This window comes from Hafnia alvei (genome assembly GCF_900095695.1).
Taxonomy (GTDB): Bacteria; Pseudomonadota; Gammaproteobacteria; order Enterobacterales; family Enterobacteriaceae; genus Hafnia; species Hafnia alvei_B.
Map to the genome: position 1 here is coordinate 1 of NZ_FMIQ01000042.1, position 24,895 is coordinate 24,895.

22 protein-coding genes and 2 tRNA genes are annotated in these 24,895 nt (G+C 50.0%); 15 read left to right on the forward strand and 9 right to left on the reverse strand.

What is annotated here, in order from left to right; translation table 11 throughout:
* The first annotated feature begins 87 nt into the window (after positions 1-87).
* Positions 88-164 (forward strand) — tRNA-Pro (locus tag BN1044_RS11410).
* Positions 165-255: 91 nt separating this feature from the next.
* A tRNA-Pro gene (locus BN1044_RS11415) sits at positions 256-332 on the forward strand.
* A 701-nt stretch (positions 333-1,033) separates the two neighbouring features.
* Here BN1044_RS11415 and hemY read toward each other — a convergent pair.
* From hemY to hemC, 4 genes are read right to left on the reverse strand one after another with little or no spacing between them, the layout of a single operon-like run.
* Complete coding sequence (gene hemY, locus BN1044_RS11420) at positions 1,034-2,239, reverse strand: protoheme IX biogenesis protein HemY (protein WP_072308788.1); 1,206 nt, start codon at positions 2,237-2,239, stop codon at positions 1,034-1,036.
* A 2-nt stretch (positions 2,240-2,241) separates the two neighbouring features.
* Positions 2,242-3,420: a uroporphyrinogen-III C-methyltransferase gene (hemX, locus tag BN1044_RS11425; protein ID WP_072308789.1), complete on the reverse strand. Its 1,179-nt coding sequence runs from the start codon at positions 3,418-3,420 to the stop codon at positions 2,242-2,244.
* Positions 3,421-3,441: 21 nt separating this feature from the next.
* The gene (hemD, locus tag BN1044_RS11430; RefSeq protein ID WP_072308790.1) at positions 3,442-4,182 is read right to left on the reverse strand and encodes a uroporphyrinogen-III synthase; all 741 of its coding nucleotides are present in this window, start codon (positions 4,180-4,182) and stop codon (positions 3,442-3,444) included.
* Entirely contained in the window at positions 4,179-5,138 is a 960-nt protein-coding gene (gene hemC / locus BN1044_RS11435; RefSeq protein ID WP_072308820.1) for a hydroxymethylbilane synthase, read from the reverse strand. Before hemC ends, hemD begins: the two co-directional genes overlap by 4 nt.
* 304 nt (positions 5,139-5,442) lie before the next feature.
* On the opposite strand from hemC, the gene BN1044_RS11440 reads away from it, so the two are divergent.
* Positions 5,443-7,992 (forward strand): class I adenylate cyclase, encoded by a 2,550-nt coding sequence (locus tag BN1044_RS11440; protein ID WP_072308791.1) that lies wholly within the window; start codon positions 5,443-5,445, stop codon positions 7,990-7,992.
* A gap of 79 nt (positions 7,993-8,071) precedes the next feature.
* On the opposite strand, the gene cyaY is transcribed toward BN1044_RS11440, so the two are convergent.
* Positions 8,072-8,398, reverse strand: coding sequence for an iron donor protein CyaY (gene cyaY, locus BN1044_RS11445; protein ID WP_061553062.1), 327 nt, complete (start codon positions 8,396-8,398; stop codon positions 8,072-8,074).
* Positions 8,399-8,491: 93 nt separating this feature from the next.
* On the opposite strand from cyaY, the gene lptM reads away from it, so the two are divergent.
* The 6 genes from lptM to uvrD all read left to right on the forward strand — a co-directional run bounded on the left by lptM (position 8,492) and on the right by uvrD (position 14,214).
* Positions 8,492-8,695 carry an LPS translocon maturation chaperone LptM gene (lptM, locus tag BN1044_RS11450; RefSeq protein WP_063587548.1) on the forward strand — a complete coding sequence of 68 codons (204 nt, stop codon included), beginning with the start codon at positions 8,492-8,494 and terminating at the stop codon, positions 8,693-8,695.
* A gap of 73 nt (positions 8,696-8,768) precedes the next feature.
* Positions 8,769-9,593: a diaminopimelate epimerase gene (dapF, locus tag BN1044_RS11455; protein ID WP_072308793.1), complete on the forward strand. Its 825-nt coding sequence runs from the start codon at positions 8,769-8,771 to the stop codon at positions 9,591-9,593.
* A 32-nt stretch (positions 9,594-9,625) separates the two neighbouring features.
* Positions 9,626-10,330 carry a DUF484 domain-containing protein gene (locus tag BN1044_RS11460; protein ID WP_072308794.1) on the forward strand — a complete coding sequence of 235 codons (705 nt, stop codon included), beginning with the start codon at positions 9,626-9,628 and terminating at the stop codon, positions 10,328-10,330.
* Positions 10,327-11,238 carry a tyrosine recombinase XerC gene (gene xerC / locus BN1044_RS11465; protein ID WP_072308795.1) on the forward strand — a complete coding sequence of 304 codons (912 nt, stop codon included), beginning with the start codon at positions 10,327-10,329 and terminating at the stop codon, positions 11,236-11,238. The genes BN1044_RS11460 and xerC overlap by 4 nt, the downstream gene beginning before the upstream one ends.
* Positions 11,238-11,966, forward strand: coding sequence for a 5-amino-6-(5-phospho-D-ribitylamino)uracil phosphatase YigB (gene yigB, locus BN1044_RS11470; protein ID WP_072308796.1), 729 nt, complete (start codon positions 11,238-11,240; stop codon positions 11,964-11,966). Before xerC ends, yigB begins: the two co-directional genes overlap by 1 nt.
* An 85-nt stretch (positions 11,967-12,051) precedes the next feature.
* The gene (uvrD, locus tag BN1044_RS11475; protein WP_072308798.1) at positions 12,052-14,214 is read left to right on the forward strand and encodes a DNA helicase II; all 2,163 of its coding nucleotides are present in this window, start codon (positions 12,052-12,054) and stop codon (positions 14,212-14,214) included.
* A gap of 55 nt (positions 14,215-14,269) precedes the next feature.
* Here the strand turns inward: uvrD and BN1044_RS11480 are convergent, their stop codons facing one another.
* Entirely contained in the window at positions 14,270-14,749 is a 480-nt protein-coding gene (locus BN1044_RS11480) for a WbuC family cupin fold metalloprotein (protein WP_072308799.1), read from the reverse strand.
* 478 nt (positions 14,750-15,227) lie between these two features.
* Between BN1044_RS11480 and corA the strand changes: the two genes are divergently transcribed.
* On the forward strand, positions 15,228-16,178 hold the full coding sequence (gene corA / locus BN1044_RS11485; protein ID WP_072308800.1) for a magnesium/cobalt transporter CorA: 951 nt from the start codon (positions 15,228-15,230) through the stop codon (positions 16,176-16,178).
* A gap of 45 nt (positions 16,179-16,223) precedes the next feature.
* On the opposite strand, the gene rarD is transcribed toward corA, so the two are convergent.
* Together rarD and BN1044_RS11495 are read right to left on the reverse strand one after the other, a co-directional pair.
* Positions 16,224-17,114, reverse strand: coding sequence for an EamA family transporter RarD (gene rarD, locus BN1044_RS11490; protein WP_072308802.1), 891 nt, complete (start codon positions 17,112-17,114; stop codon positions 16,224-16,226).
* 134 nt (positions 17,115-17,248) lie between these two features.
* Entirely contained in the window at positions 17,249-17,719 is a 471-nt protein-coding gene (locus BN1044_RS11495; protein WP_025802154.1) for a thioesterase family protein, read from the reverse strand.
* Between the two features lie 180 nt (positions 17,720-17,899).
* On the opposite strand from BN1044_RS11495, the gene pldA reads away from it, so the two are divergent.
* Both pldA and recQ read left to right on the forward strand, forming a co-directional pair.
* Positions 17,900-18,778 (forward strand): phospholipase A, encoded by an 879-nt coding sequence (pldA, locus tag BN1044_RS11500; RefSeq protein WP_072308803.1) that lies wholly within the window; start codon positions 17,900-17,902, stop codon positions 18,776-18,778.
* 95 nt (positions 18,779-18,873) lie between these two features.
* Positions 18,874-20,712 carry an ATP-dependent DNA helicase RecQ gene (gene recQ / locus BN1044_RS11505; RefSeq protein WP_072308804.1) on the forward strand — a complete coding sequence of 613 codons (1,839 nt, stop codon included), beginning with the start codon at positions 18,874-18,876 and terminating at the stop codon, positions 20,710-20,712.
* Between the two features lie 67 nt (positions 20,713-20,779).
* Here the strand turns inward: recQ and BN1044_RS11510 are convergent, their stop codons facing one another.
* Positions 20,780-21,622 (reverse strand): 23S rRNA (adenine(2030)-N(6))-methyltransferase RlmJ, encoded by an 843-nt coding sequence (locus tag BN1044_RS11510; RefSeq protein WP_072308805.1) that lies wholly within the window; start codon positions 21,620-21,622, stop codon positions 20,780-20,782.
* 125 nt (positions 21,623-21,747) lie between these two features.
* On the opposite strand from BN1044_RS11510, the gene BN1044_RS11515 reads away from it, so the two are divergent.
* The 3 genes from BN1044_RS11515 to prlC all read left to right on the forward strand — a co-directional run bounded on the left by BN1044_RS11515 (position 21,748) and on the right by prlC (position 24,891).
* Positions 21,748-22,281 carry a DUF6973 domain-containing protein gene (locus tag BN1044_RS11515; RefSeq protein ID WP_081329574.1) on the forward strand — a complete coding sequence of 178 codons (534 nt, stop codon included), beginning with the start codon at positions 21,748-21,750 and terminating at the stop codon, positions 22,279-22,281.
* Complete coding sequence (locus BN1044_RS11520) at positions 22,268-22,633, forward strand: hypothetical protein (protein WP_072308806.1); 366 nt, start codon at positions 22,268-22,270, stop codon at positions 22,631-22,633. The genes BN1044_RS11515 and BN1044_RS11520 overlap by 14 nt, the downstream gene beginning before the upstream one ends.
* Before the next feature lie 215 nt (positions 22,634-22,848).
* A complete protein-coding gene (gene prlC, locus BN1044_RS11525; protein ID WP_072308807.1) occupies positions 22,849-24,891 on the forward strand; it encodes an oligopeptidase A in 2,043 nt (680 codons plus the stop codon).
* Positions 24,892-24,895: the final 4 nt, after the last annotated feature.

Genomic DNA, 24,895 nt, shown 5'->3' on the forward strand with positions numbered 1-24,895 from the left:
CAACCAATCTAGAATTGGTAAATCTGTGAGTAGTAAAATGACTGAGGTCATTTAGCAGTACGAACTCTTGGTAGTTTAAAGAGTTATCGGCGAGTAGCGCAGCTTGGTAGCGCAACTGGTTTGGGACCAGTGGGTCGGAGGTTCGAATCCTCTCTCGCCGACCAATTTATGAAAATGATTTTTCACAAAGAAATCTTTTTCACACAGCTAGAAAACCATAATGTGAAATTAGCATTATTGGTGAAAGAATTGTATCGGCGAGTAGCGCAGCTTGGTAGCGCAACTGGTTTGGGACCAGTGGGTCGGAGGTTCGAATCCTCTCTCGCCGACCACTCTTGAGAAAGACCCCGCAATGCGGGGTTTTTTTTCGTCTAAAATTCCTCTTCTTTTTTCGCTTCATTTCCCATGAACCTCTCTGTGATACCTCTATTTATTATCATGTTGATTTAAAAAACTATTTTTTAACTCGTTGGCTATTCACGACAAAGGCTATCTGTGATGTCTCTGAATTGAGACTTATAACTTATTAATTTTATTGAATAAATAATAATCACGGAAACAATGTCGTTTTTTAAGCGACAGTTTATGAACTTAAAATGAGTTCTACTACTTAGAATCATGATATGGGCTTTCAATCAGCTGAAAATCTCTAACAACTACAAAAACTCTGTACTGCATAAAGCTTCAGGCTTAGCGGATAGTGGAAAAAGACGGTTTAAATTCCATTTAACCAAAACTTGGCATGCCATGTGCATTAACTAACCTGTAGATGCTCATTCACCTCCTTATGTTTGCGAAAGCTTCATAAACCTCCGAATGACGCAGAGCCAATTTACGGTGTCTATTGTCCGATTCTGATGATAGTGGTTTTGACCCTTCATCAAGCTACGGGCGTAACGTTGAGTGAGACACCAATCAGTTGTCCTAAGATCTGATTGTCCTTTTAGACACTTGCCTTTTGGCAGGTGTTTTTTTGCCGAAAAATGGCAATAAAAAAGCCCGCATAGCGGGCTTTCAAGAAGTGAAGTAATTCTTAGGATGGATTTGCAGGCTGCTCTTGCTTGAGCGTCAATAACAAGCCGTCACGTCGCATCTGTGCCGCTTCTTCTGGACGGTGCAATTTATCAAGTGCGTCAGCCAGCCATGCATAGTCATAGGCATCAGGGCGCTGCTTCAGCGCGGCACGAAACGCATCGCTTGCCTGCTGCCATTCACCATGGCGCATCAAGAGTTGTCCCAAGGTGCTATTGAGCAGAGCGCTTGCGCCATGCTGCTTAATTTGCTGATTCAACAGTTTTTCCAACTGTTCAGGATTACCTGATTTCAGTTTCGGCATCAGCAGTACTAAACGTTCGTCAAATTTACGTTTCAAGCCGTCTACCAAAATCTGCTGAGCGGTATCGTGATCGTTGCATTCAATGAGATGCTCAATCATGGCCACCTGCAGCGCTGTTTCATGACGAGTTTTGCGACTCTGGTCATTCCACCAACTCTTCAGCTCGAGGCTACCGCCGTTGGCCATACGTTCGTTCATCAGGCCAATGTAAGCTTGAAGTTGCAGCTTTTGGATCTCTTCGTCGTTATACACGTTGGCTTTCGCCAAGCTCGGCAGGATCTCAAGCAATGACTGATATGCCTGCGTTTTCACATACGCCTGTTCAGCTAAGCGAAGAACCTCAGGGTGGCGCGGAGCCACGTTAAGCAGTGCATCCACGCCGTGACGTGCGGCATGATTTTCACCACGCGCCAATTGAATACGTACACGGGTAATATCCACTGGAAGTTGGTTGCTATCGGCAACTTCTGACGCACGTTCCAAATACTGGTTTACACGTAGATCGTCGCCGCGTTGCTGCGCGGCTTCTGCGGCTAGCAAATAGTTAACGACAGGTTGCTCTGCGTGGTCGGCATTGCGTGAAAGTAGTTTTTCAACCTGAGTGTAATCACCTTCGGCTAACTTCATTAAGCCTTCACGTGTTTGCTTGCGAGCGCGAGTACGCTTGCGGCCAACGAACCAACCACGAGTGCGGGCACCTGTACGGAATACGCGGCGTAGCACCCATTCAATCGCGAAGAGAACCACGATCAGTAGGATCAGCATGATCACCAACGATGTCACGCTGGTTTCAATGTTGTAGGTATCCGTTTGAATGAGGACATAGCCTTGATGACCAGCAAACATCGGCCCAAGGACGATCCCAGCGATCAGGATAATAAACAGCAATAAGACTTTAAGCATGTCTATTCCCCCTGCGTTGCGGGTGCAGCGGCTGGCACTGAAGGTGTTGCCATCAAATTACGCACGCGGGTTTGCATCAGTTTTTCCAACAACGGCTGGCTTTTCAGCTCGGTAGGAACATCCATATTGATGGACTGCTGGCTGAGTTCATCCAACTGGCTTAGGAAAGCTTTGGTTGTCGGATCGTTCATGTCGAAGTAGGCACGAACCCACGTTGAGACAGTTTCAAGCGACTGTTGATAAACCTCGTTTTGATGACGAGGAACAGCCTGTGCGGCAACCAGAAGGCGAGAACGAATATTTTCGCGTAGATAGACGTCTTGATTTGGGGCCAGCAAAGGTTCTGCACTGCTGTCACGACGGCGTACGGTAATGAATTCCGACATAAAGTTATGCCAGCTTTTCACCAGATTCTGTCGCCATTCGGTCAATGAGCTTGATACTTCACCATTGTCTTCATCCATCGGCGCTTCGTCGGTGTTGTTATCCGCTAAACGCAGATCGTCAACTTGGTTAGATAGCTGATTCAGCTTGAGAATAATGCCGTCGAAGTCAATTTGACTGACGCTGGCCAGCGAGGCAATGTCTTCGGTAATGGCACGGCGAACGTCAATCAGACTTGGGTCATTCATTTCAGCCAAACTTTCATCTGCGCTTTTCAACAATGCGCCTGCGGTCGTCACATCCTGATCGCTCCACAGTTTGCGACCCGCAAGCTTGACGAGGAAGTCAGCCTGAGCCAGCAGCCAGTTTTTCGCATCACTGCCGGAAATGGCGGCTACTTTCGCTTCAAGCTCTTTTAGCTGCTGCGACTGTGAGGTTTGCAACTGATCGGTCACGCTAAGCGCTTTGTTTTGCTGGTTGATCAACGCATTAATGCGCAGTTTTTCCTGAGCCTGTTCGGTATGCAATGCGGTCAGCTGGTCGCTGAGTTCATTGTTTTCAGCTTGTTGAGCCAGAGCTTGCTGTTGGCCGTGATAATACAAGCCTGCACCAAGTGCTATCGCTATAACGATAGCGATAGCACCGAGCACTGGCCCTTTTGCGGATTCTTTTTTCACAGTTTTAGCGACCTGCTCACCAGAAGTATTGTTATTGAGATTGGATGCTGGCTGGATCTCGTGTTCAGTCGCGGTGTTCGTTTCCTCAACCTTTTCAGGTGGGGTTGTCGGTTCCGTCATCTTGGCACTTCCCATAGTCAGTTATTGTAGCGCGCGGATCAGCGCGTCATTATCAGCACTTTCAGCTACCTGAATGTCTTTCCAGCCCAATTCCTGGGCGAGGGTAGCCAACCGTTCGCTAACCACAATCAAGCGGCAATGCAGTAACCACATTTGCCGATCGTAATCAGGAACTAAATCATACAGTTGTTGCAGCATTTCGCCACTTGTCACGACCAGTGTTGAAATGCCCTGTCGTTGCCAATGAGCGCTTTGCTCTGCACCATTATAGTGGATAGCACAGCGTTGGTAGCATTCTGACAGTGTTACGCTCACGCCGCGTTGGGTCAATGTTTCTGCCAACAGCTCTCGTCCACCGTTGCCGCGTAGAATTAATGCCTGCTTGCCTGCGATATCTCTCAGTGCTGGCAGCATTAGCAAAGATTCAGACGTTTCGGGAGGCTGAGGGTAAGCAACCGGTAAGCCTGTTGCTGTATGTAAACGCAGCGCGGTTGGGCGGCCAATGGCAAAATAGTGGAGTTCGCGCGGCCATGCTATCGCGGATCGTTGTAGATACGGATGCGCATAGCGTACTGCGTGCTGCGATAGAACAAAAACTAAATCGCCTTGCTGAAGCTGTGCCAGAAGATCTGGTAGCGCAGCGAGGCCAGTTCCCGGCGTGAAGTCGATTAATGGAACATGATAGGCCGCTCGCCCTAGGGTTCGTAGTCTACTGACTAATTCCTCACCCGCAGGTGATGGGCGAGTTACCAAGATGCTCATCGTGGCGTTTGTCCTTGATACACGTCGTCTAAAATCTCACGCGCGCCGCGCTCTAACAGTTCTTCTGCTAGAGAAACACCTAATTCAGCCGCCTGAGCGCGCGGCCCACGGCGTTCGCCTCGAATAATCAAAGTACCGTCAGGCTTGCCCACCAACGCTCGTAGCCATATTTCGTCGCCATTAAGCTCTGAATAGCTGCCGATAGGAACCTGGCAGCCACCTTCTAAACGCGTGTTCATGGCGCGTTCGGCGATAACTCGAGTTGCGGTATCGCTATCGTTTAACGGTGCGAGCAAAGCTTGGGTTTTTGCATCGTCCAATCGACATTCGATCCCGACGGCGCCTTGGCCTACGGCTGGCAAGGATTGTTCTGGTGGTAATGCATAGCGGATACGCTCTTCAAGCTCTAAGCGTTTTAAACCGGCAGCGGCCAGAATAATGGCATCGTAGTCACCGTTATCCAGCTTGGCTAATCGAGTCCCCACGTTACCGCGAAGATCGCGAACGATAAGGTCTGGGCGGATCTCTCTAAGCTGGCACTGGCGGCGCAGGCTTGATGTGCCCACGACGCTGCCTTCAGGCAGGTCTTCAAGTCGAGCATACTTCGGTGACACAAAAGCATCGCGTGGATCTTCGCGCTCACAGATAGTCACCAGCCCTAAACCTTCAGGAAAAGCGACCGGCACATCTTTCATTGAGTGAACGGCAATATCGGCGCGTCCATCGAGCAAAGCAAGTTCCAACTCCTTGACGAACAAACCTTTGCCACCAACTTTTGCCAGCGGAGTGTCTAATAAAACGTCACCACGCGTCACCATAGGCACCAGCTCCACGGTCAAATCCGGCCAATGGGCCTGCAGATGATCGCGCACATAATAGGCTTGCCATAACGCCAACGGGCTTTGTCGGGTGGCGATACGGAGGATCTGGTTTGGCTGAGGGGTTATTTCTAGCATGTGAATATCCATTTTTATCCTATGCTTCATCCTATCATTTTGTTCGCAAACGTGCAGCGCTGGAACCTAATGGCTGTTTGGCGGGAAAATAATCAGGAAGGAGAATGGATGAAATAGTCGGTAAGATCAAAGACAAGAAAGGCGCTACAATAAGTGTGTGGCTTTACATACTTTACGGTCAACCAGCAAGGTGTTAGATTGATCACGTTTCCAGCAATTTCTTATTAAAACATTTCTTACCAGAAAAACGGTAAGGTTCGGAAACAGGCTTCTCTCAGACACTGGAATAATCAGGCGAAACGTCTTGTACCTCTACATCGAGACACTGAAACAGAGACTGGATGCGATAAATCAACTTCGAGTTGATCGCGCTTTAGCGGCCATGGGGCCGGCCTTTCAACAGGTTTACAGTCTGCTGCCAACCCTATTGCATTACCACCATCCGCTGATGCCGGGTTACCTTGATGGTAACGTTCCCCATGGCATTTGTTTCTACACGCCTGATGAAAATCAGCAAACCTACTTACATGAAATCGATCTTCGTTCTCCGGGCTCCATCGCGGCAGATCACCCAGGCCAATTGCCGATCACTGGCGTTTACTCAATGGGAAGCACCTCTTCTATTGGGCAAAGCTGTAGTTCGGATCTGGATATTTGGGTTTGCCACCAATCTTGGTTAGATGGCGAAGAGCGCAATCGGTTACAGCAAAAATGTACACAGCTGGAGAAATGGGCTGCGTCGCTGGGCGTTGAAGTGAGCTTCTTCCTTATCGATGAAAACCGTTTTCGTCATAACGAAAGCGGCAGTCTGGGTGGGGAAGACTGTGGGTCTACCCAGCATATCCTGTTGCTTGATGAATTCTATCGCACCGCGGTACGCCTAGCCGGCAAACGTATTCTGTGGAATATGGTGCCAAGCGAAGAGGAAGCGCATTACGACGAATATGTGATGTCGTTGTACTCGCAGGGCGCGCTTACCCCAAACGAATGGCTCGATCTTGGCGGTCTAAGCTCGCTGTCTGCTGAAGAATACTTCGGCGCTAGCCTGTGGCAACTCTATAAAAGCATCGATTCGCCGTACAAAGCGGTACTGAAAACGTTGTTGCTGGAAGCTTACTCATGGGAATATCCCAACGCTGAACTGCTGGCGATCACCATCAAACAACGTTTACATAAAGGTGAAATTGTTTCCTTCGGGCTCGATCCTTACTGCATGATGCTGGAACGTGTGACGCACTATCTTGAGCAAATCAATGATACTGCGCGTCTCGATCTGGCTCGTCGTTGCTTCTATCTCAAAGTGTGTGAAAAGCTATCGCGCAGCCGAGCCTGCGTCGGCTGGCGTCGTGAGATTTTAAGCCAACTGGTTGAGTCTTGGGGCTGGAGTCAAGAGCGTATCGAAGTGCTTGATGACCGCGCCAATTGGAAAATTGAACGCGTGCGTGAAGCGCATAATGAGTTGTTAGACGCGATGATGCAGAGCTACCGCAACCTCATTCGCTTCGCACGCCGTAATAACCTAAGCGTTAGCGCTAGCCCGCAAGATATCGGGGTATTGACCCGTAAGCTTTACGCTGCGTTTGAAGCGTTGCCGGGTAAAGTGACGCTGGTAAACCCGCAAATTTCGCCGGATTTGTCAGAAAAGAACTTAACGTTTATTCATGTGCCGATTGGCCGTGCTAACCGCACCGGCTGGTACTTGTATAACCAAGCGCCGACTATCGATACCATCATTAGCCATCAGCCGTTGGAATATAACCGCTACTTAAACAAATTAGTGGCGTGGGCCTATTTTAACGGATTGTTGACGGCTGATACCAAGCTACACATCAAGAGCAACAATAACCTGTGCGATATCAATAAGCTTCAGAGCTTGGTGCATGATGTATCGCAGCATTTCCCTATTCGCTTGCCTGCGCCATCGCCGAAGGCCTTATACAGCCCGTGTGAGATCCGCCATTTGGCGATTATCGTCAACTTGGAAAATGATCCAACGGCCGCTTTCCGCAATCAGGTGGTGCATTTTGATTTCCGTAAACTGGATGTCTTTAGTTTTGGTCAGCAGCAGCAATGCTTAGTTGGCAGTATCGACCTGCTGTACCGCAACTCGTGGAATGAAGTGCGTACCCTGCATTTCAGCGGTGAACAGGCGGTATTAGAAGCGCTGAAAACCATCTTAGGCAAAATGCATCAGGATGCCGCCCCGCCGGAATCCGTTGAAGTCTTGTGCTACAGCCAGCATTTGCGCGGGCTAATCCGTACCCGTCTACAACAGCTGGTTTCTGAATGTATTGACCTGCGCTTATCTAGCACACGTTTAGAGCCGGGGCGCTTTAAAGCCGTACGCGTCGCGGGGCAAACGTGGGGATTGTTCTTTGAACGTCTGAGCGTATCGGTGCAGAAATTGGAAAATGCGGTTGAATTCTATGGCGCTATTTCTAATAACAAGCTGCATGGGCTTTCTATTCAGGTGGAAACCGAGCAGGTACATCTGCCTGCCGTGGTTGATGGTTATGCCAGCGAAGGGATAATCCAATTCTTCTTTGAAGATGGGGATAACGACGGGTTTAACATCTACATTCTGGATGAAACCAACCGTGTGGAAGTTTATCACCACTGCGAAGGCAGCAAAGAGGAGCTGGTGCGTGACGTTAGCCGTTTCTATTCGTCATCGCATGACCGCTTCACCTACGGTTCAAGCTTTATCAACTTTAACCTGCCGCAGTTCTATCAGATCGTCAACGCCGATGGCCGTTCTCAGGTGATGCCGTTCCGTACCAACGTATTGCCACAGTGTAACGTCAATGACGACAACGACGGTACGCCGCTTAAGCAACAGTTCCAGCTGCATTAATCTTAAGTACAGCACCACTCCAATTCTTCCCTATTCAGCGGAGAGTTGGAGTGGGCGCTGATACCGTTCGCGTTTCGGCTTATGCCGAAATTACCACATCTTCTTCGCCAGACTGCGCTCTGCATGCGGTTGACAGCAAAGCATAAAACTCTTCTCCGCTGCGATCGCAAATCCAGCTATCATCACGCAGGCTGAAGTGGTAACCGCCAGCTTTCGTGGCGAGCCATACCTGATGCAAGGGCTCCTGACGGTTGATCACGATTTTGCTGCCATTTTCGAAGGTCAGCGTCATCACTCCGCCATTGGTTTCATAGTCGATGTCGGCATCACCTTCATAAGCGTCAATGGCCTCTTCGATGTTTAACATCAGCTTATCTGCTAACTGGTGAAACTCGGTATCGTTCATAATCATTTCCTATTGCTTTTCAGGGTCCAACTGCGATTATAGAGAGCTTATAGGTAGGATTCACACGCATTAATACAATAAATGGTAATGACCATGAAAAAACAATTTCGTTGGGCCTTGGTGGCTGTTTCCCTATTCGGCCTTGCTGGTTGCGGTTTGAAAGGGCCTTTATACTTTCCTCCGGCTGATGCCCCTGCGGCGTCGAAGAGCCAGCCAGACACACAAACTAACGCGCCTGCTGCAAATCAGGGCGCGAATACACCGTCTAATGTCGCCGGTGTAGAGCAAGGCCAATAATCCACGATAGCGAGAACTGTCAGGATGTTAGTTCGGTGACCACGGAAGTTAAGGCGTAGGGTGAGAGGTAGTTATGCAGTTCTCTAAAATGCACGGTTTAGGCAACGATTTCATGGTCGTTGATGCTGTTACACAAAACGTATACTTCTCGCCGGAGCTTATCCGCCGTCTATCCGATCGACATAACGGCGTAGGTTTTGATCAGATGCTGATCGTTGAACCGCCCTACGATCCTGATTTAGATTTTCACTATCGTATTTTCAACGCCGATGGGAGCGAAGTTGCGCAGTGTGGCAACGGTGCGCGCTGTTTTGCTCGTTTCGTACGTTTGAAAGGGCTAACCAATAAACGTGAAATTCGCGTGAGCACGCAAAATGGCCGGATGGTGCTCAAGGTCAGCGATGACGAATTGGTCACGGTGAATATGGGCGAGCCGATTTTCGAGCCGTCTAAGATCCCATTCAAAGCCGTGAAAGCGGAAAAGACCTATATCATGCGCGCGTCTGAACATACTATCCTGTGCGGCGCGGTATCGATGGGGAATCCCCACTGCGTGCTTCAGGTTGATGACGTTGAAACGGCGCTGGTGGAAACCATCGGCCCGATACTTGAAAGCCATGAACGCTTCCCTGAACGCGTTAACGTGGGTTTCATGCAGGTCATTAACCGTAATCAGATCAAACTACGGGTGTATGAACGCGGTGCAGGTGAAACTCAGGCCTGCGGCAGCGGCGCTTGTGCGGCGGTTGCCGTGGGTATCCAGCAAGGCTTGCTGGATGAAAACGTTCAGGTTGATCTTCCCGGCGGACGTTTGCAAATTCGCTGGAAAGGGCCTGATAACCCACTGTTTATGACGGGCCCCGCGACCCACGTTTATGATGGGTTTATACACCTGTAATTCATACGTTTATGAGTGAGCGATAGACAACTATGAGCGACATCGAAGATCGGGTATTGGATAATCTGGCGCTAAGTGACGCGCAGGTGATGGAGTATCTGCGACAGAACCCTGACTTCTTCATTCGTAATGCACGCAATGTTGAGCAGATGCAGATCCCTCATCCGGTGCGTGGTGCTGTTTCATTAGTTGAATGGCAACTGAACCGACAACGTCAGCACATCTTCAATTTGGAAGAAGAGATCACGCTGCTGATGGAACAGGCCAGCGCCAATGAAGTTCTGTTTAATCGCCTACTTGAGCTCCAAGGGCATCTTGCAGGCGCAGAAAGCCTTGCCGATTTCCTCCAACGGTTTAACCGCTGGGCACGCTCTCTTGGGTTAGCCGGTGCCAATATTCGTTTGTTTAGCGACAAATGGTATCTAAATGCGCCTTCTGACTTTGCGCATTTAGCTTTATCGCGCAATGAATTTGAAATGATGCGAATTCAGCGTTTGGGGAACCAAAATCACTATCTCGGCACCCTGAATGGCCCCGAGCTACTGTTGGTTTTGCCTCAGGCGAAAATGGTTGGTTCAGTCGCGCTTTCTCTGCTGGGTGAGTTTGGTGACTTAGGCCTGATTATCTTCAGCAGTCGCGATAGCCATCACTACCAGCAGGGCCAAGGCACCGTGTTGCTTGATCAGCTCGCATTGCTGATGCCGGGGCTAATCAGCCGCTGGATTGAACGTCAATGAGCAGCGATACTCAGGCGCTGGAACTGCCGGTTGAGGCATTCCTGCGCTTTTTGCGCGTTGAGCGCCAGCTTAGCCCGCACACCATCGAAAGCTATCATCATCAACTGACGGCCATCATTGAGATTGTTGCCCCTGCTGGTTTACGCGATTGGCGGCAACTCGATGCAACTCAAGTGCGCATGATTATCGCGCGTAGCAAGCGAAAAGGCCTTGAGGCTGCAAGCCTTGCCCTGCGTTTGTCGGCGCTACGCAGCTTTATTGACTGGCAGGTGAGCCAAGGTGTGATGTCGGTTAATCCGGCGAAAGGCATTAGCGCACCTAAACAGGCTCGTCACTTACCCAAAAATCTCGACGTTGATGACGTAAACCGTTTGCTCGATATTGATGCGAGCGATCCCCTTGCCGTACGCGATCGCACCATGCTGGAAGTGATGTATGGCGCGGGTCTGCGTCTTTCCGAATTGGTAGGGTTAGACTGTCGCCACATGAATATGGCTTCGGGCGAAGTGTGGGTGATGGGGAAGGGGAGCAAAGAGCGAAAGCTGCCGATTGGACGTACTGCCATTCATTGGCTGGAACAGTGGCTGCAACTGCGTGAGATTTACGATCCGGTGGATGACGCCGTTTTTGTGTCTAAGCTGGGTAAGCGTATTTCTGTGCGAAGCGTGCAAAAGCGCTTTGCTGAATGGGGCGTTAAACAAGGCGTCACCAGCCATATTAACCCGCATAAACTCCGTCACTCTTTTGCGACGCACATGCTTGAATCCAGTGGCGATCTGCGCGCAGTGCAAGAACTGCTGGGTCATGCGAATCTGACCACCACCCAAATCTATACCCACCTCGATTTCCAACATTTGGCGAAGGTGTATGATGCAGCGCATCCACGCGCGAAACGAGGAAAATCCTGATGTGCTCGACGCTTCATTTCTATCGCCCGCTCAACGCGATCGGGGCTTTTACCTTCGATCTGGACGATACGCTTTATGATAATCACCCCGTGATTATGCGTACCGAGCGGGAGTCTCTGGCGTTTTTACAGCAAAACTTTGAACCGCTGCGCGATTGGCAAAGCGTCGACTGGCAACGTTTGCGCGCTGAATTGCGGGCTGAAAATCCTGAAATTTATCACGACGTCACCGCTTGGCGCTGGCAGGCTGTGCATCTGGCGCTAACGCGAAACGGTTTTAACCACGCCCAAGCCAGCGCTGGCGCAGATTCTGCGATGGAAAACTTTGCCTACTGGCGTAGCCAAATCACCGTGCCGGAATCAACGCATACGACGCTGCAAGCGTTAGCGGAAAAAGCGCCGTTGGCGGCAATTACCAACGGTAATGCGGATCCGAGCCTATTTGGTTTAGCAGACTATTTTGCGTTTATATTACGCTCAGGCCCTGATGGACGTGCGAAACCTTACAACGACATGTATCGTGCTGCTCAGCAGCGTTTAAACGTTCCCATGGGAAATATTCTGCATGTGGGCGATGACCTCACCACCGATGTGGCTGGAGCCGTGCGCTGCGGCATGCAAGCCTGCTGGATCAACGACCGTGCGCGCAGCCTAACAACCGCTTCAGATAGCCGTTTGTTACCTCACGTTGAGATTTCACGGTTGGATTCGCTCACCGCGCTGATATAATCTCCAATAATCTGTATAAATTCCCAGTGAAAAAGACGTATTGCGTTTAGCGACGCGTCTGTTTCCCCATTTTAAAACGGTGCCTATGGACGTTTCCGATCTGCTCAACAGCCTTAACGATAAACAACGCGAAGCCGTTGCTGCGCCACGCAGTAATCTTCTGGTGCTGGCTGGAGCCGGAAGCGGCAAGACGCGCGTATTGGTGCATCGCATCGCGTGGCTGCTGTCGGTAGAAAACTGTTCGCCGTTTTCTATTATGGCCGTCACCTTTACCAACAAAGCCGCGGCGGAAATGCGCCACCGTATCGAACATTTGATTGGCACCAGCCAAGGCGGCATGTGGACCGGTACTTTCCACGGTTTAGCGCACCGCCTGCTGCGCGCCCATCATCTAGATGCAAATTTGCCGCAGGATTTCCAAATCCTTGATAGCGATGACCAGCTACGTTTGCTTAAACGTATCGTTAAGGCCTTGAATCTGGATGAGAAGCAGTGGCCGCCGCGTCAAGGCATGTGGTACATCAACAACAAAAAAGATGATGGTCTGCGCCCTCAGCACATTGAAAGCTACGGAAATCCGGTAGAACAGACATGGCTGCGCGTCTATCAGGCCTATCAAGAAGCCTGCGATCGTGCGGGGCTGGTGGATTTTGCCGAGCTGCTATTGCGTGCGCACGAGCTATGGCTCAATAAACCTCAAATCCTCAATCACTATCGCGAACGTTTCACCAATATTCTGGTAGACGAATTCCAAGATACCAACCGTATCCAGTACGCATGGATCCAGATGCTGGCGGGCAATAGCGGCAAAGTGATGATTGTTGGCGATGACGATCAGTCGATCTATGGCTGGCGTGGCGCTCAGGTTGAGAATATCCAACGTTTTCTGGATGATTTCCCCGGTGCCGAGACCATCCGCTTAGAGCAAAACTACCGCTCGACCAGCAATATACTGAAAGCCGCGAACGCCTTAATTGAAAATAACGATGGGCGCTTGGGTAAAAAGCTGTGGACCGAAGACGGCGACGGCGAAAAAATTTCGCTCTACTGCGCGTTTAATGAATTGGATGAATCACGGTTTGTGGTGAATCGCATTAAAGCGTGGCAGGACAACGGCGGCTCTCTTAACGACTGCGCCATTCTTTATCGTAGCAACGCCCAATCACGTGTATTGGAAGAGGCGCTGTTACAGGTGGCGATGCCATACCGCATTTACGGCGGGCAACGATTCTTCGAACGTCAGGAAATTAAAGATGCGTTGGCTTATTTACGCCTGATTTCTAACCGTAATGATGATGCGGCGTATGAGCGAGTGGTTAACACGCCAACGCGCGGCATTGGCGATCGTACGCTGGACGTTATTCGCCAAGCTGCACGCGATCGTCAACTGACGCTATGGCAGGCCACACACGAACTGATCCAAGAAAAAGTGTTTGCAGGGCGAGCCTCAGGCGCATTGCAGCGCTTTATCGAACTGATTGATGCCTTAGCCAGTGATACGGCCGATATGCCGCTGCATGTACAGACAGACCGCGTGGTGCGTGATTCTGGCCTGCGTCAGATGTATGAGCAAGAAAAGGGCGAAAAAGGCCAAACGCGTATTGAGAACTTAGAGGAACTGGTGACCGCTACGCGTCAGTACAGCTATGAGGATGAAGACGAAGACTTGCTGCCGTTGCAGGCATTCCTGTCACATGCGGCGCTTGAAGCCGGTGAAGGGCAAGCCGACGCTTATCAAGATGCGGTTCAGCTCATGACGCTGCACTCGGCGAAAGGTCTGGAATTCCCGCAGGTGTTTATCGTGGGGATGGAAGAGGGGATGTTCCCAAGCCAAATGTCGCTGGATGAAGGCGGTCGTTTGGAAGAAGAACGCCGCTTGGCCTACGTTGGGGTGACGCGAGCGATGCGAAAACTGACGATCACCTATGCGGAAAGTCGCCGTCTGTATGGCAAAGAGGTTTATCACCGCCCATCTCGCTTTATTGGTGAATTGCCAGAAGAGTGCGTAGAAGAGGTGCGCCTGCGGGCAAGCGTTACTCGCCCCGTTAAACACGCCAGCATGGGAACCCCAATCAGCGCCAATGACAGCGGTTTCAAACTTGGTCAGCGGGTTAAACACGCCACGTTTGGTGAAGGTACGGTGATCAATCTGGAAGGCAGCGGTGAGCATAGTCGCTTACAGATTGCGTTTCAGGGCGAAGGCATTAAGTGGCTGGTTGCGGCCTATGCCAAGTTAGAGGCGATGTAATTCCGGTTTAATATCCCTTTCCAATCTCCCCCTTTGCAGGGGGAGAGTTTAGGACTTATTCGGCCAACGAATATTTATCCCCAACCTGCGCCTGCGAATACCACGCCATCAGTTCCTGAGTGCCAGCCGCGCCCTCTGCGGGTGCCCAAGGCGCTGAATCCTGCTCGGTTACGGGCTGGTAGCCACCGTGTTTAACTTCAAAAATCACGCCGCCGTTATCCAGTGACAGTACCGAATGCCAAGTTCCGGCATCCATCTCCAAAGCCACGCACTCCTCGCCCAACACTACGCGACGAGTTACCACGCCTTGTTCGTCAAAATTCAGCACCACAAAGCGGCCGCTCAGCGGCAGCAAAAGCTCGAAAGTATGCGGATGGCGATGTGGCCGGATGTAGGTCCCAGGCTCCATCGCGATGGCAAGACGCTGCACCGGATCGCTCAATTCTGGGTGAAAATTGCGGTGAGCGCGTAAACGAGGTGCGCTGGCCGCAGCGGCGCTCTGTTGTTTCAGATCATCAAACGTGATTTGTTTCATAGGGTGTGCCTGATTTTAGGAATAGTGAAGTCTAATCGGTGAATGCATTGCTATAAGGTAATAGATGGGCCAAGCTAGCGATATGATTTTTACCTTACATTTGCGATTGCAGCAGGGTTGCTGAAAGCAAAACCCATAAATGTTTTGGTATAAAACATCCTGAGTGAATAATGTTCTGGAATTAGTCACAACGCCAGTTGACAGGCTTTTTCGTATCGGCGTAACATGCGCGCACTATTATCTGTGAGGACATACGCCTTGGACACACCCAGTAGATACTGGCTCAATGAACCCGTTAGCGGGTACAACTTCTAAGGCTATCCACTTATGCTGATAGCCTTCGTGGTTGTCAGCGACCTCTATACGTCGCTATGAGTCAGATCTGATATGGTCTGAAACAGCTAGGTGACGTTACCCCTCGTTTGTTTCCTGTGCTCCATGCGTGATCCTTAATGTCACCGCAACGGAGTTTAAAAGCATGCTAAGTGCATTTAGATTAGACAACAGCCGCTTATCCCGTCTGGAGCTGGATGACACGGAAGATCTGACTTCATCTCTATGGGTCGACTTAGTCGAACCTGAAGAAGATGAGCGTCAACGAGTTCAAGATGAGCTAGGTCAAAGTCTGGCAACTCGCCCAGAACTGGACGATATCGAAGCATCAGCACGTTTCTTTGAAGATGAAGACGGCCTGCATATTCACTCCTTCTTCTATTATGAAGATGCAGAAGATCACGCCGGTAACTCCACCGTGGCATTTACCATCCGTGATGGTCGCCTGTATACGCTGCGCGAGCGCGAACTACCGGCGTTTCGCCTGTATCGTATGCGTGCCCGTAATCAGATGTTGGTTGATGGGAATGCTTACGAGCTATTACTCGATCTGTTCGAAACCAAAATCGAACAGCTGGCAGATGAAATCGAAAACATCTACAGCGATCTGGAAAAGCTTAGCCGCGTGATTATGGAAGGCCATCAGGGCGACGAATATGATGAAGCTCTTTCGACGCTGGCCGAACTGGAAGATATCGGTTGGAAAGTTCGCCTGTGTTTGATGGATACCCAGCGAGCGCTGAATTTCTTGGTACGTAAGGCGCGTTTACCGGCCAGCCAGTTGGAGCAGGCGCGCGAAGTTCTGCGAGATATCGAATCCCTGCTGCCACACAATGAATCGCTGTTCCAGAAAGTTAACTTCCTGATGCAGGCGGCAATGGGCTTTATCAACATTGAACAGAACCGCATCATCAAGATCTTCTCGGTGGTATCGGTGGTGTTCCTGCCGCCAACGCTGGTGGCATCAAGCTACGGGATGAACTTTGAGTTCATGCCTGAGCTGAAATGGTCGTTCGGTTATCCGGGGGCGATTGGTTTGATGATTTTGGCGGGGCTTGCGCCGTATTTATACTTCAAGCGCAAAAACTGGCTTTAATCTGTCTCTTCTTTTCCTCCCCATCGCTGGGGAGGAAAGTCTGCTTTAGCTGCGCAATTTTCTCTGCGTATACAGCGCATCCATAATAAACAACAGCAGTGCCACCCAAATAAAACCGAACGCCACCAGTTTATCCTGCGTCATTTGCTCGTTGTAGAAGGTAATCGCCAGAATAAACATCAACGTTGGGCCAAGGTATTGGAAGAATCCCAGCGTAGAAAGGCGTAGGCGCGTTGCAGCGGCTGTAAAGAACAGCAACGGAATAGTGGTTACGATCCCAGCGGCTACTAACAGCAGGTTGAGCGACATTGGATTCGCACTCAAATGGCTGGTTGCACTGTCGGCAATGCCAAACAGGTAAATAGACGCAATCGGTAGCAACCATAAGGTTTCAATTAGCATACCGGTTTGAGCATCTACCGCGATTTTCTTACGAATCAGCCCGTAAAATGCAAAACTAAAGGCGAGCCCAAGCGAGATCACGGGCACCGAGCCAAATTTCCATAGCTGAATCAGTACACCGCAGACCGCCAGCGCCAGCGCAATCCACTGCATCCGTCGGAAGCGTTCACCGAGGAAAACCACGCCGAGCAACACGTTAACCAATGGGTTGATGAAATATCCGAGGCTGGCCTCCAGCATATGGTGATTATTCACCGCCCAGATAAACAGCAACCAGTTTCCGCCAATCAAACAAGCGCTTAGCGCGAGCAGGCCAATCTTGCCGGGAGTTTTGCCCAGCGCACGCACTTTAGACCAATTTTTAGTCAGCGAAAGCAAAATCAGCATAAAGAAGAATGACCAGATCACGCGGTGGGTCAGGATCTCGGTGGGTGGAACCTGCTGAATCAGCTTAAAGTAGGCGGGGGCGATACCCCAGATGAAATAGGCGGCCAGAGCAAACAAGATACCTTGGCGAGTTTGTTGCGAATCCATGAAACACTTCCGAAAAAATGAATAGGCGCTGAGTCTACTGTATTTTTCTGGAATGTTTCATAGTAGTAACAGAGATGATTCAATTAAGCCTAACTTATCCCAAGATTTCATAGAAATCTGGTAAAAAATGCTACCTAGCCGACCATATACGTGGCGGTGGCTGAAGCAATATGTAGGTTGGATTCATTATGAAGTTCAACGCGCGCAACCGCGACTTTATTACCCGCTCTTAACAGGCTACCGCTAGCCACGAACCGCTCACCACGCCCAGGGCGTAGATAGTCCACTCGCATGTCGATTGTGCCCATTTTAGACAGCCTTGCCAGCAACTCTTCTTGTGTGATTTCGTCATGGCGCAATAGGGCTGACCCCACGCACACCAGGCCTGCGCAAACATCTAATACCGATGCGATAACGCCGCCGTGCAAAATTTTCTGATGGGCGTTGCCGACCAGCATTTCTTTGGAATCAAAAACTAGTTCGGCATAGTCAGCCTCAAAACGCTGCAGTTCTAGCCCTAAGGCTCGATTAAATGGCATGTGGTAAACAAAGATTTCACTAATGAGAGCGCTAGCAGATTCGCGCGTGAGGAGCGTGGCTGACATGGTTCTGTCCTTCTTCTTGCAGGTGGAAAGTTAATATTATTGTTAATTTTATGTTGATATTATGCTTAATTATTGTTTGGTTCCAGCACCAATAAGAATGATGAACGTTCCTGCCGAGTCCCTAACGTGTAGAATGTCGCCTTTGAATCATTGATGGCGTAACTATTAGGGGTAATAACGATGCGTAAGGGATGGATGATGTTAGCGGGACTGCTGGCGGTTCCTGCTGCGGTTCAGGCTGAAGAGGCAACGATAAAGCAGGTTCATGATAAGCCACAGGTGAAAGGCAGCATCATCGCGAACATGTTGGTTGAACACGATAACCCATTTACGCTCTATCCTTACGATACGAATTACCTGCTTTACACTGAAACCAGCGATGTAAACAAAGAAGCCATTCAATCTTATTCTTGGGCCGATGACGCACGCAAAGACGAAGTTAAATTCCAGCTCAGCCTAGCGTTCCCTATCATCCGTGGAATTGCAGGCGATAACTCGGTGTTGGGGATGTCTTATACGCAGCGCGCGTGGTGGCAGGCTTTCAACCGTAGCGCATCCTCTCCGTTCCGTGAAACCAACTATGAGCCACAGCTTTTTGTTGGCTGGGCAACGGATTATCAGCTGGGTGATTGGACGCTTCGCGACATAGAAACCGGCTTTAATCATCAGTCTAACGGACGCTCTGATCCAACGTCGCGCAGCTGGAACCGTGTTTATGCGCGTTTGATGGCGCAAAACGGTAACTTCCAAGCGCAGATTAAGCCGTGGTATCGCATTCCCGAAAGCAGCAGCAAAGATGATAACCCTGATATCACCAAATATATGGGTTACTACGAAGCGCAGGTGGGCTATGAGTGGGGAGAAAGCGTCTTTACGGCCAAAGGGCACTATAACTGGAACACCGGTTACGGCGGTGGTGAGCTGGGATGGAGCTATCCGATGACGAAAACGTTGCGCTTCTACACTCAGTTATACAGCGGCTACGGTGAATCAATGATTGATTACAACTTCAATCAAACCCGTTTTGGCGTGGGTATCATGCTCAACGATTTCATGTAATTTGCGCGCAACGCATATCCGCTAACGACAAAACCGGTGCATACGCCTAAAATAGCGCCGGTCTTAATTTATCACCCCTTTGGTTGAGGAGCAGCGTGGCAACGGCAGCCGTAATCAATGCAGAAATGCTGGCAGAACAGGTTTTGCGCGATACTTTTGGGTATCAGCAGTTCCGTCCTGGACAGCAAACTATCATCAATGCTGCGATCGCGGGACGGGATTGTCTGGTTGTGATGCCTACCGGAGGCGGCAAGTCTCTGTGTTATCAAATTCCTGCGTTGGTGATGGATGGCTTAACGCTGGTGGTTTCTCCGTTGATTTCCTTGATGAAAGATCAGGTCGATCAGCTACAGGCGAACGGCGTTAGCGCGGCCTGTCTGAACTCCACGCAGAACCGTGAGCAGCAGCAAGAGGTATACGCTGGCTGTCGCAGTGGGGCGATAAAGCTTCTCTATATTGCGCCAGAACGATTGATGATGGATAACTTCCTCGATCAGCTTCCGCACTGGCGACCTGCATTATTGGCGGTAGATGAAGCCCACTGTATTTCACAGTGGGGCCATGATTTCCGTCCTGAATACAGCGCATTAGGTCTGATTAAGCAGCGTTTCCCTGAGATTCCGGTTATTGCGCTCACGGCTACCGCCGATGATGCCACGCGTAATGACATTGAGCGTTTGCTGTCGTTAAACGATCCGTTGGTTCAGGTTAGCAGTTTTGACCGCCCAAACATCCGCTACACACTGATCGAAAAATTTAAACCGCTGGATCAACTGATTCGTTTCGTACAGGAACAGCGCGGCAAATCGGGCATTATTTACTGTAACAGCCGAGCCAAAGTCGAAGACACCACGGCGCGTTTACAAAGCCGAGGCTTTAGCGTTGGGGCTTATCACGCAGGGCTCGATCACGAACATCGTTCTTCGGTGCAGGAAGCATTTCAACGCGACGATCTGCAGATTGTGGTGGCAACGGTTGCGTTCGGCATGGGCATTAACAAGCCCAACGTGCGTTTTGTGGTGCACTTTGATATTCCACGTAATATTGAAGCTTACTATCAGGAAACCGGTCGCGCTGGACGCGATGGTTTACCCGCTGAAGCCGTTCTGCTTTATGACCCTGCCGATATGGCTTGGCTACGCCGTTGTTTAGAAGAGAAACCTGAAGGGCAGCAGAAAGAAATTGAACGGCATAAGCTAAACGCAATGAACGCTTTTGCTGAGGCGCAAACCTGCCGTCGTTTAGTGTTGCTGAATTACTTTGGTGAAGGACGGCAAGAATCCTGTGGCAACTGCGATATTTGTCTCGATCCGCCGAAACGCTACGATGGGCTAGAAGATGCGCAAAAGGCGCTGTCCGCGATTGCTCGCGTGGGTCAGCGATTTGGTATCGGCTATGTCGTTGAAATCCTGCGCGGGTCGAATAACACCCGTATTCGAGAGTTTGGTCACGACAAGCTCAAAGTCTATGGACTGGGGCGCGACCATACGACCGAACACTGGGTCAGCGTATTGCGCCAGCTTATTCATTTGGGCTTAGTGACGCAAAATATTGCGATGCATTCCGCGCTGCAGTTGACTGAATCGGCGCGTCCGGTTTTACGCGGCGAAGTTCCGCTTCAGTTGGCCGTTCCACGCGTCATCAATCTCAAATCACGCAGCAGCAGTAACCATGCCAGCAAAAACTACGGTGGAAACTATGACCGCAAGCTGTTTGCCAAGCTGCGTAAGCTGCGCAAAGCGATTGCTGACGAAGAGAATATCCCGCCATACGTGGTATTTAACGATGCAACGTTGCTAGAAATGTCAGAGCAGATGCCGATTCGCGCTAGCGAATTGCTGAGCATTAACGGCGTGGGGCAGCGTAAACTGGATCGCTTTGGTGCGCCGTTTATGACGCTGATCCGAGAGCACGTTGATGGTGATGATGAGTAGTTTTATGCGCTAAATTCTGTCTCCCTTAATGTATATTGCTAAGGGAGACAGACAGCAATGACTTCAATTATTCCGGCACAATCCATTCAACTTTGGCATGACCTGTACCTTCAGGCACCAGCACTTTATGCAGCCAAGGTAAAATGTCGCGCATCTGTTGTTCTAGCTTCCACGGCGGATTAATTACAATCATACCGGAAGCGGTCATACCGCGCTGATCGCTGTCTGGGCGAACCGCTAATTCGATTTGTAAAATGCGACGAATACCGGTGTCTTGCAGATCGCGAGTCATGCGTTTGATTTGTTGACGCAGCACTACGGGATACCACAGCGCATAGACGCCGGTGGCAAAACGCTTATAGCCTTCCTGAATGCCTTTCACCACGTCTTGATAATCGGTTTTCATCTCATACGGCGGATCGATCAACACGAAGCCACGGCGTGACAACGGTGGAAGCTGTGATTTGAGCTGCTGGTAGCCATCGGCTTTCATCACTTTTGCGCGTTTATCTTTAGAGAATTCATTGCGCAGCAGCGGGAAATCCGTTGGGTGCAGCTCGGTCAGATGGATTTTGTCGAAGTCGCGCAGCAGCTGGCGAGCAATCAATGGCGAACCTGGGTAGTAACGCAGTTGTTCGCCACGGTTAAAGTGTTTTACCGCGCTCAGGTAGGCTTCAAGCTCGGCAGGAACATCGTCGCGCTGCCAAATACGCGCGATACCTTCGAGGTATTCACCGGTTTTTTCTGCATGCTCACCACTGAGCTGATAACGCCCCGCGCCGGAATGCGTGTCCAGATAAAGGAAAGGCTTATCCTTTTCTTTCAGCGATTCAATAATCAAACTCTGAACGGTGTGTTTGAGGACATCGGCGTGATTGCCGGCGTGAAAACTGTGGCGATAACTAAGCATAGTGAGTTTAAACTTTCGTATATTCTAATAACTAAAACAAAATCATTAGGATAGGTAAATTAAGACCGTGACAAGGCACAGCGAGTCTGCTCTTTTGGGCTGCGGGCATCGCGGCATGTCAGCAGGTGACGGTTAAGTATAAACGGTATGGCGATGAAAGACTTTATGGATTATCGCATATTGGTTTTGTGATACAGATAAGGGATGAGCGAATCCTTAAAGCAGATAATTGTGTGACAAGGAATGTTTTGCACAAGGGATTTACAATGGGGTTATTGCAGCAGTTTGATATGTTGAGTGAGTCGGAAAAGTTATTTGTGGCGAGTAACCCTTACAGCGCCCCGGTAATACGCTTCTCGGCAGATGAGGCGACGCAAAAAACTATCCAGATATTTGGTCACAATGGTCATAATGATATGTCTGATGCATTTAGGCATTGCTATTTTGCTGCTTTGTTATCGAGGGATTTAGGGTATTACGACGCGCTGGATTATCTCAACGCGCATGAGCGTTTTCCTAATAACCCCAGAGAAGAAAAGCGTATGGACATGGCAAATAACTATGTTGGTGCGGATATTGGACAAACACAAAGACCAAATCATGAGCTTGCAGAACTATGCTTAAAAGCTGCCCAAGGAGGGAGACTTGTACATTTTTAGTATCATAGCTCTCGTACTCACGTTGTGTAGTTGTAAGGATTCTAATAGCTTAGAACAGCTTAAACACTACGGCTCAAGCCCATTTGATCAGCAGCGCTGGAAGCTGTCTGAGCACCGACTTGAAATGGTGTGGCGATTGGCTGTTGAGAGCGACTTATGCACAAAGAACGCCTCACAGTTAGTTGATTTATTAGGTAATAGTGACGGGTATTTTATCAGTGAAAAATACCTGTCTTGGCAATTGTCCCCCCACCAACAATTAGCATTTAAAATGCAGCAACCCAGCCCTTATCCTGCGGGTTTTGCCATTACTTACGATAATAATGTTATGGAGCAGATTTCTTGCCGCTAGATGTATTTTTGCTTGTGGTGCCTCCTATCAAAGCGATTGAACCCGCCAGCCATTGATTTTCGCTACACTTAACCTCATCTTAGATCTAAACAGCGCTTTTATGCCGGTTGCCCGACGCATTGGGGGGCTGGCTAAGTCGATTTATATGCCGCACTGATGCGGCCAAGACCGTTAACCTTTGTTGTTAATGGCAAAACTATATAGGACGCTTTCTTATGACCAATCCGTTACTGACGCCGTTCGAACTGCCACCATTCTCTAAAATCAAACCTGAGGACATCGTTCCTGCGGTGAAAAACGCATTGGCAGATTGTCGTGCCGAAGTGGAGCGCGTGGTCGCGCAAGATGCGCCATTTACGTGGGATAATCTGTGCCAGCCGCTGGCTGAGGTTGACGATCGTCTGAGCCGTATTTTTTCTCCGGTCAGCCATTTGAATTCAGTGCAAAACAGCCCTGAGCTGCGTGAAGCTTACGAACAGTGCCTGCCGCTGTTGTCTGAATACGGCACTTGGGTAGGTCAGCATGAAGGGTTGTATCAGGCCTACCGCAGCCTGAAAGACGGCGCGGGTTTTGCTTCGTTGACTAAACCGCAGAAGAAAGCGGTAGAAAATTCACTGCGTGATTTCGAACTGTCTGGTATTGGTTTGCCGAAAGAAAAACAGCAGCGCTATGGTGAAATTATGGCGCGTCTGTCCGAATTGGGTTCTGCATTCAGTAACAACGTATTGGATGCGACCATGGGCTGGAGCAAGCTCATTACCGATGAAAAAGAGCTTTCTGGTCTGCCTGAAAGTGCATTAGCGGCTGCGAAGGCGCTGGCTGAATCCAAAGAAAAAGAGGGCTGGCTGTTAACGCTAGATATCCCGAGCTACCTGCCGGTGATGACCTATGCCGACAACCGCGAGCTGCGCCATGAGATGTATCAGGCGTTTACCACTCGCGCATCCGATCAGGGGCCAAACGCAGGTCAGTGGGATAACAGCGAAATCATGGCTGAAACTCTGCAACTGCGTCACGAATTGGCTCAGCTGCTTGGTTTTAAATCCTATGCTGATAAGTCATTGGCAACCAAAATGGCGGAAAACCCACAGCAGGTTCTGGCATTTCTGAATGACTTAGCCGAGCGAGCTCGTCCTCAAGGCGCGCAAGAGCTGGCTGAACTGCGTGAGTTTACGCGTCAGCACTTTGACGTTACCGAGCTGGAAGCGTGGGATATCACCTACTACAGCGAAAAACAGAAACAACATCTGTACTCTATCAGCGATGAACAGCTGCGCCCTTATTTCCCTGAACAGCGCGTATTGAGCGGTTTGTTTGAGGTGGTGAAACGTATTTACGGTATCACGGCTAAAGAGCGTCATGATATTGACGTATGGAATCCAGAGGTTCGTTTCTTCGAGCTTTATGATGCGACCGGTGAGCTGCGTGGTAGTTTCTATCTCGACCTTTATGCCCGTGAGCATAAGCGAGGCGGTGCCTGGATGGACGACTGTGTAGGCCGTCTACGTCGTGCCGATGGTAGCCTACAGAAGCCGGTTGCCTATTTGACCTGTAACTTTAACCGTCCAATCGGTGATAAGCCTGCGTTGTTTACGCATAACGAAGTGACCACGCTGTTCCATGAGTTCGGTCACGGCTTGCATCATATGCTGACCGCGATTGAAACCGCAGGCGTTTCAGGGATCAACGGTGTGCCATGGGATGCCGTCGAGTTGCCAAGTCAGTTTATGGAAAACTGGTGCTGGGAGCCGGAAGCGCTGGCCTTTATCTCGGGTCATTACCAGACCAATGAGCCGCTTCCTCAGGAAATGCTGGATAAAATGTTGGCGGCGAAAAACTATCAGGCCGCGCTATTTATCCTGCGTCAGCTAGAATTTGGGATGTTTGATTTCCGTCTGCATGCTGAGTTCGACCCTGCACAAGGCGCTCGTATTCTCGATACTTTGAAAGAAGTTAAAGCGCTAGTAGCGGTGATGCCGTCACCAAGCTGGGGCCGTTTCCCACATGCGTTCAGCCATATCTTTGCTGGTGGCTACGCAGCGGGTTACTACAGCTATCTGTGGGCAGAGCTGCTGTCTGCTGATGCGTTCTCTCGCTTCGAGGAAGAGGGTATTTTCAACGTAGATACCGGCCGTGCGTTCTTGGATAACATCCTGTCGCAGGGTGGTTCCGATGAGCCAATGAACCTGTTCAAAAACTTCCGTGGCCGTGAGCCGAAAATTGATGCCATGCTGCGTCACTACGGCATCAAGGGCTAATGCG

What these genes read in the sequence shown, in the direction of transcription:
- hemY (WP_072308788.1), bottom strand. Translation starts at nt 2,239, where the DNA reads ATGCTTAAAGTCTTATTGCTGTTTATTATCCTGATCGCTGGGATCGTC.
- hemX (WP_072308789.1), bottom strand. Translation starts at nt 3,420, where the DNA reads ATGACGGAACCGACAACCCCACCTGAAAAGGTTGAGGAAACGAACACC.
- hemD (WP_072308790.1), bottom strand. Translation starts at nt 4,182, where the DNA reads ATGAGCATCTTGGTAACTCGCCCATCACCTGCGGGTGAGGAATTAGTC.
- hemC (WP_072308820.1), bottom strand. Translation starts at nt 5,138, where the DNA reads ATGCTAGAAATAACCCCTCAGCCAAACCAGATCCTCCGTATCGCCACC.
- cyaY (WP_061553062.1), bottom strand. Translation starts at nt 8,398, where the DNA reads ATGAACGATACCGAGTTTCACCAGTTAGCAGATAAGCTGATGTTAAAC.
- lptM (WP_063587548.1), top strand. Translation starts at nt 8,492, where the DNA reads ATGAAAAAACAATTTCGTTGGGCCTTGGTGGCTGTTTCCCTATTCGGC.
- dapF (WP_072308793.1), top strand. Translation starts at nt 8,769, where the DNA reads ATGCAGTTCTCTAAAATGCACGGTTTAGGCAACGATTTCATGGTCGTT.
- BN1044_RS11460 (WP_072308794.1), top strand. Translation starts at nt 9,626, where the DNA reads ATGAGCGACATCGAAGATCGGGTATTGGATAATCTGGCGCTAAGTGAC.
- xerC (WP_072308795.1), top strand. Translation starts at nt 10,327, where the DNA reads ATGAGCAGCGATACTCAGGCGCTGGAACTGCCGGTTGAGGCATTCCTG.
- yigB (WP_072308796.1), top strand. Translation starts at nt 11,238, where the DNA reads ATGTGCTCGACGCTTCATTTCTATCGCCCGCTCAACGCGATCGGGGCT.
- uvrD (WP_072308798.1), top strand. Translation starts at nt 12,052, where the DNA reads ATGGACGTTTCCGATCTGCTCAACAGCCTTAACGATAAACAACGCGAA.
- BN1044_RS11480 (WP_072308799.1), bottom strand. Translation starts at nt 14,749, where the DNA reads ATGAAACAAATCACGTTTGATGATCTGAAACAACAGAGCGCCGCTGCG.
- corA (WP_072308800.1), top strand. Translation starts at nt 15,228, where the DNA reads ATGCTAAGTGCATTTAGATTAGACAACAGCCGCTTATCCCGTCTGGAG.
- rarD (WP_072308802.1), bottom strand. Translation starts at nt 17,114, where the DNA reads ATGGATTCGCAACAAACTCGCCAAGGTATCTTGTTTGCTCTGGCCGCC.
- BN1044_RS11495 (WP_025802154.1), bottom strand. Translation starts at nt 17,719, where the DNA reads ATGTCAGCCACGCTCCTCACGCGCGAATCTGCTAGCGCTCTCATTAGT.
- pldA (WP_072308803.1), top strand. Translation starts at nt 17,900, where the DNA reads ATGCGTAAGGGATGGATGATGTTAGCGGGACTGCTGGCGGTTCCTGCT.
- BN1044_RS11510 (WP_072308805.1), bottom strand. Translation starts at nt 21,622, where the DNA reads ATGCTTAGTTATCGCCACAGTTTTCACGCCGGCAATCACGCCGATGTC.
- prlC (WP_072308807.1), top strand. Translation starts at nt 22,849, where the DNA reads ATGACCAATCCGTTACTGACGCCGTTCGAACTGCCACCATTCTCTAAA.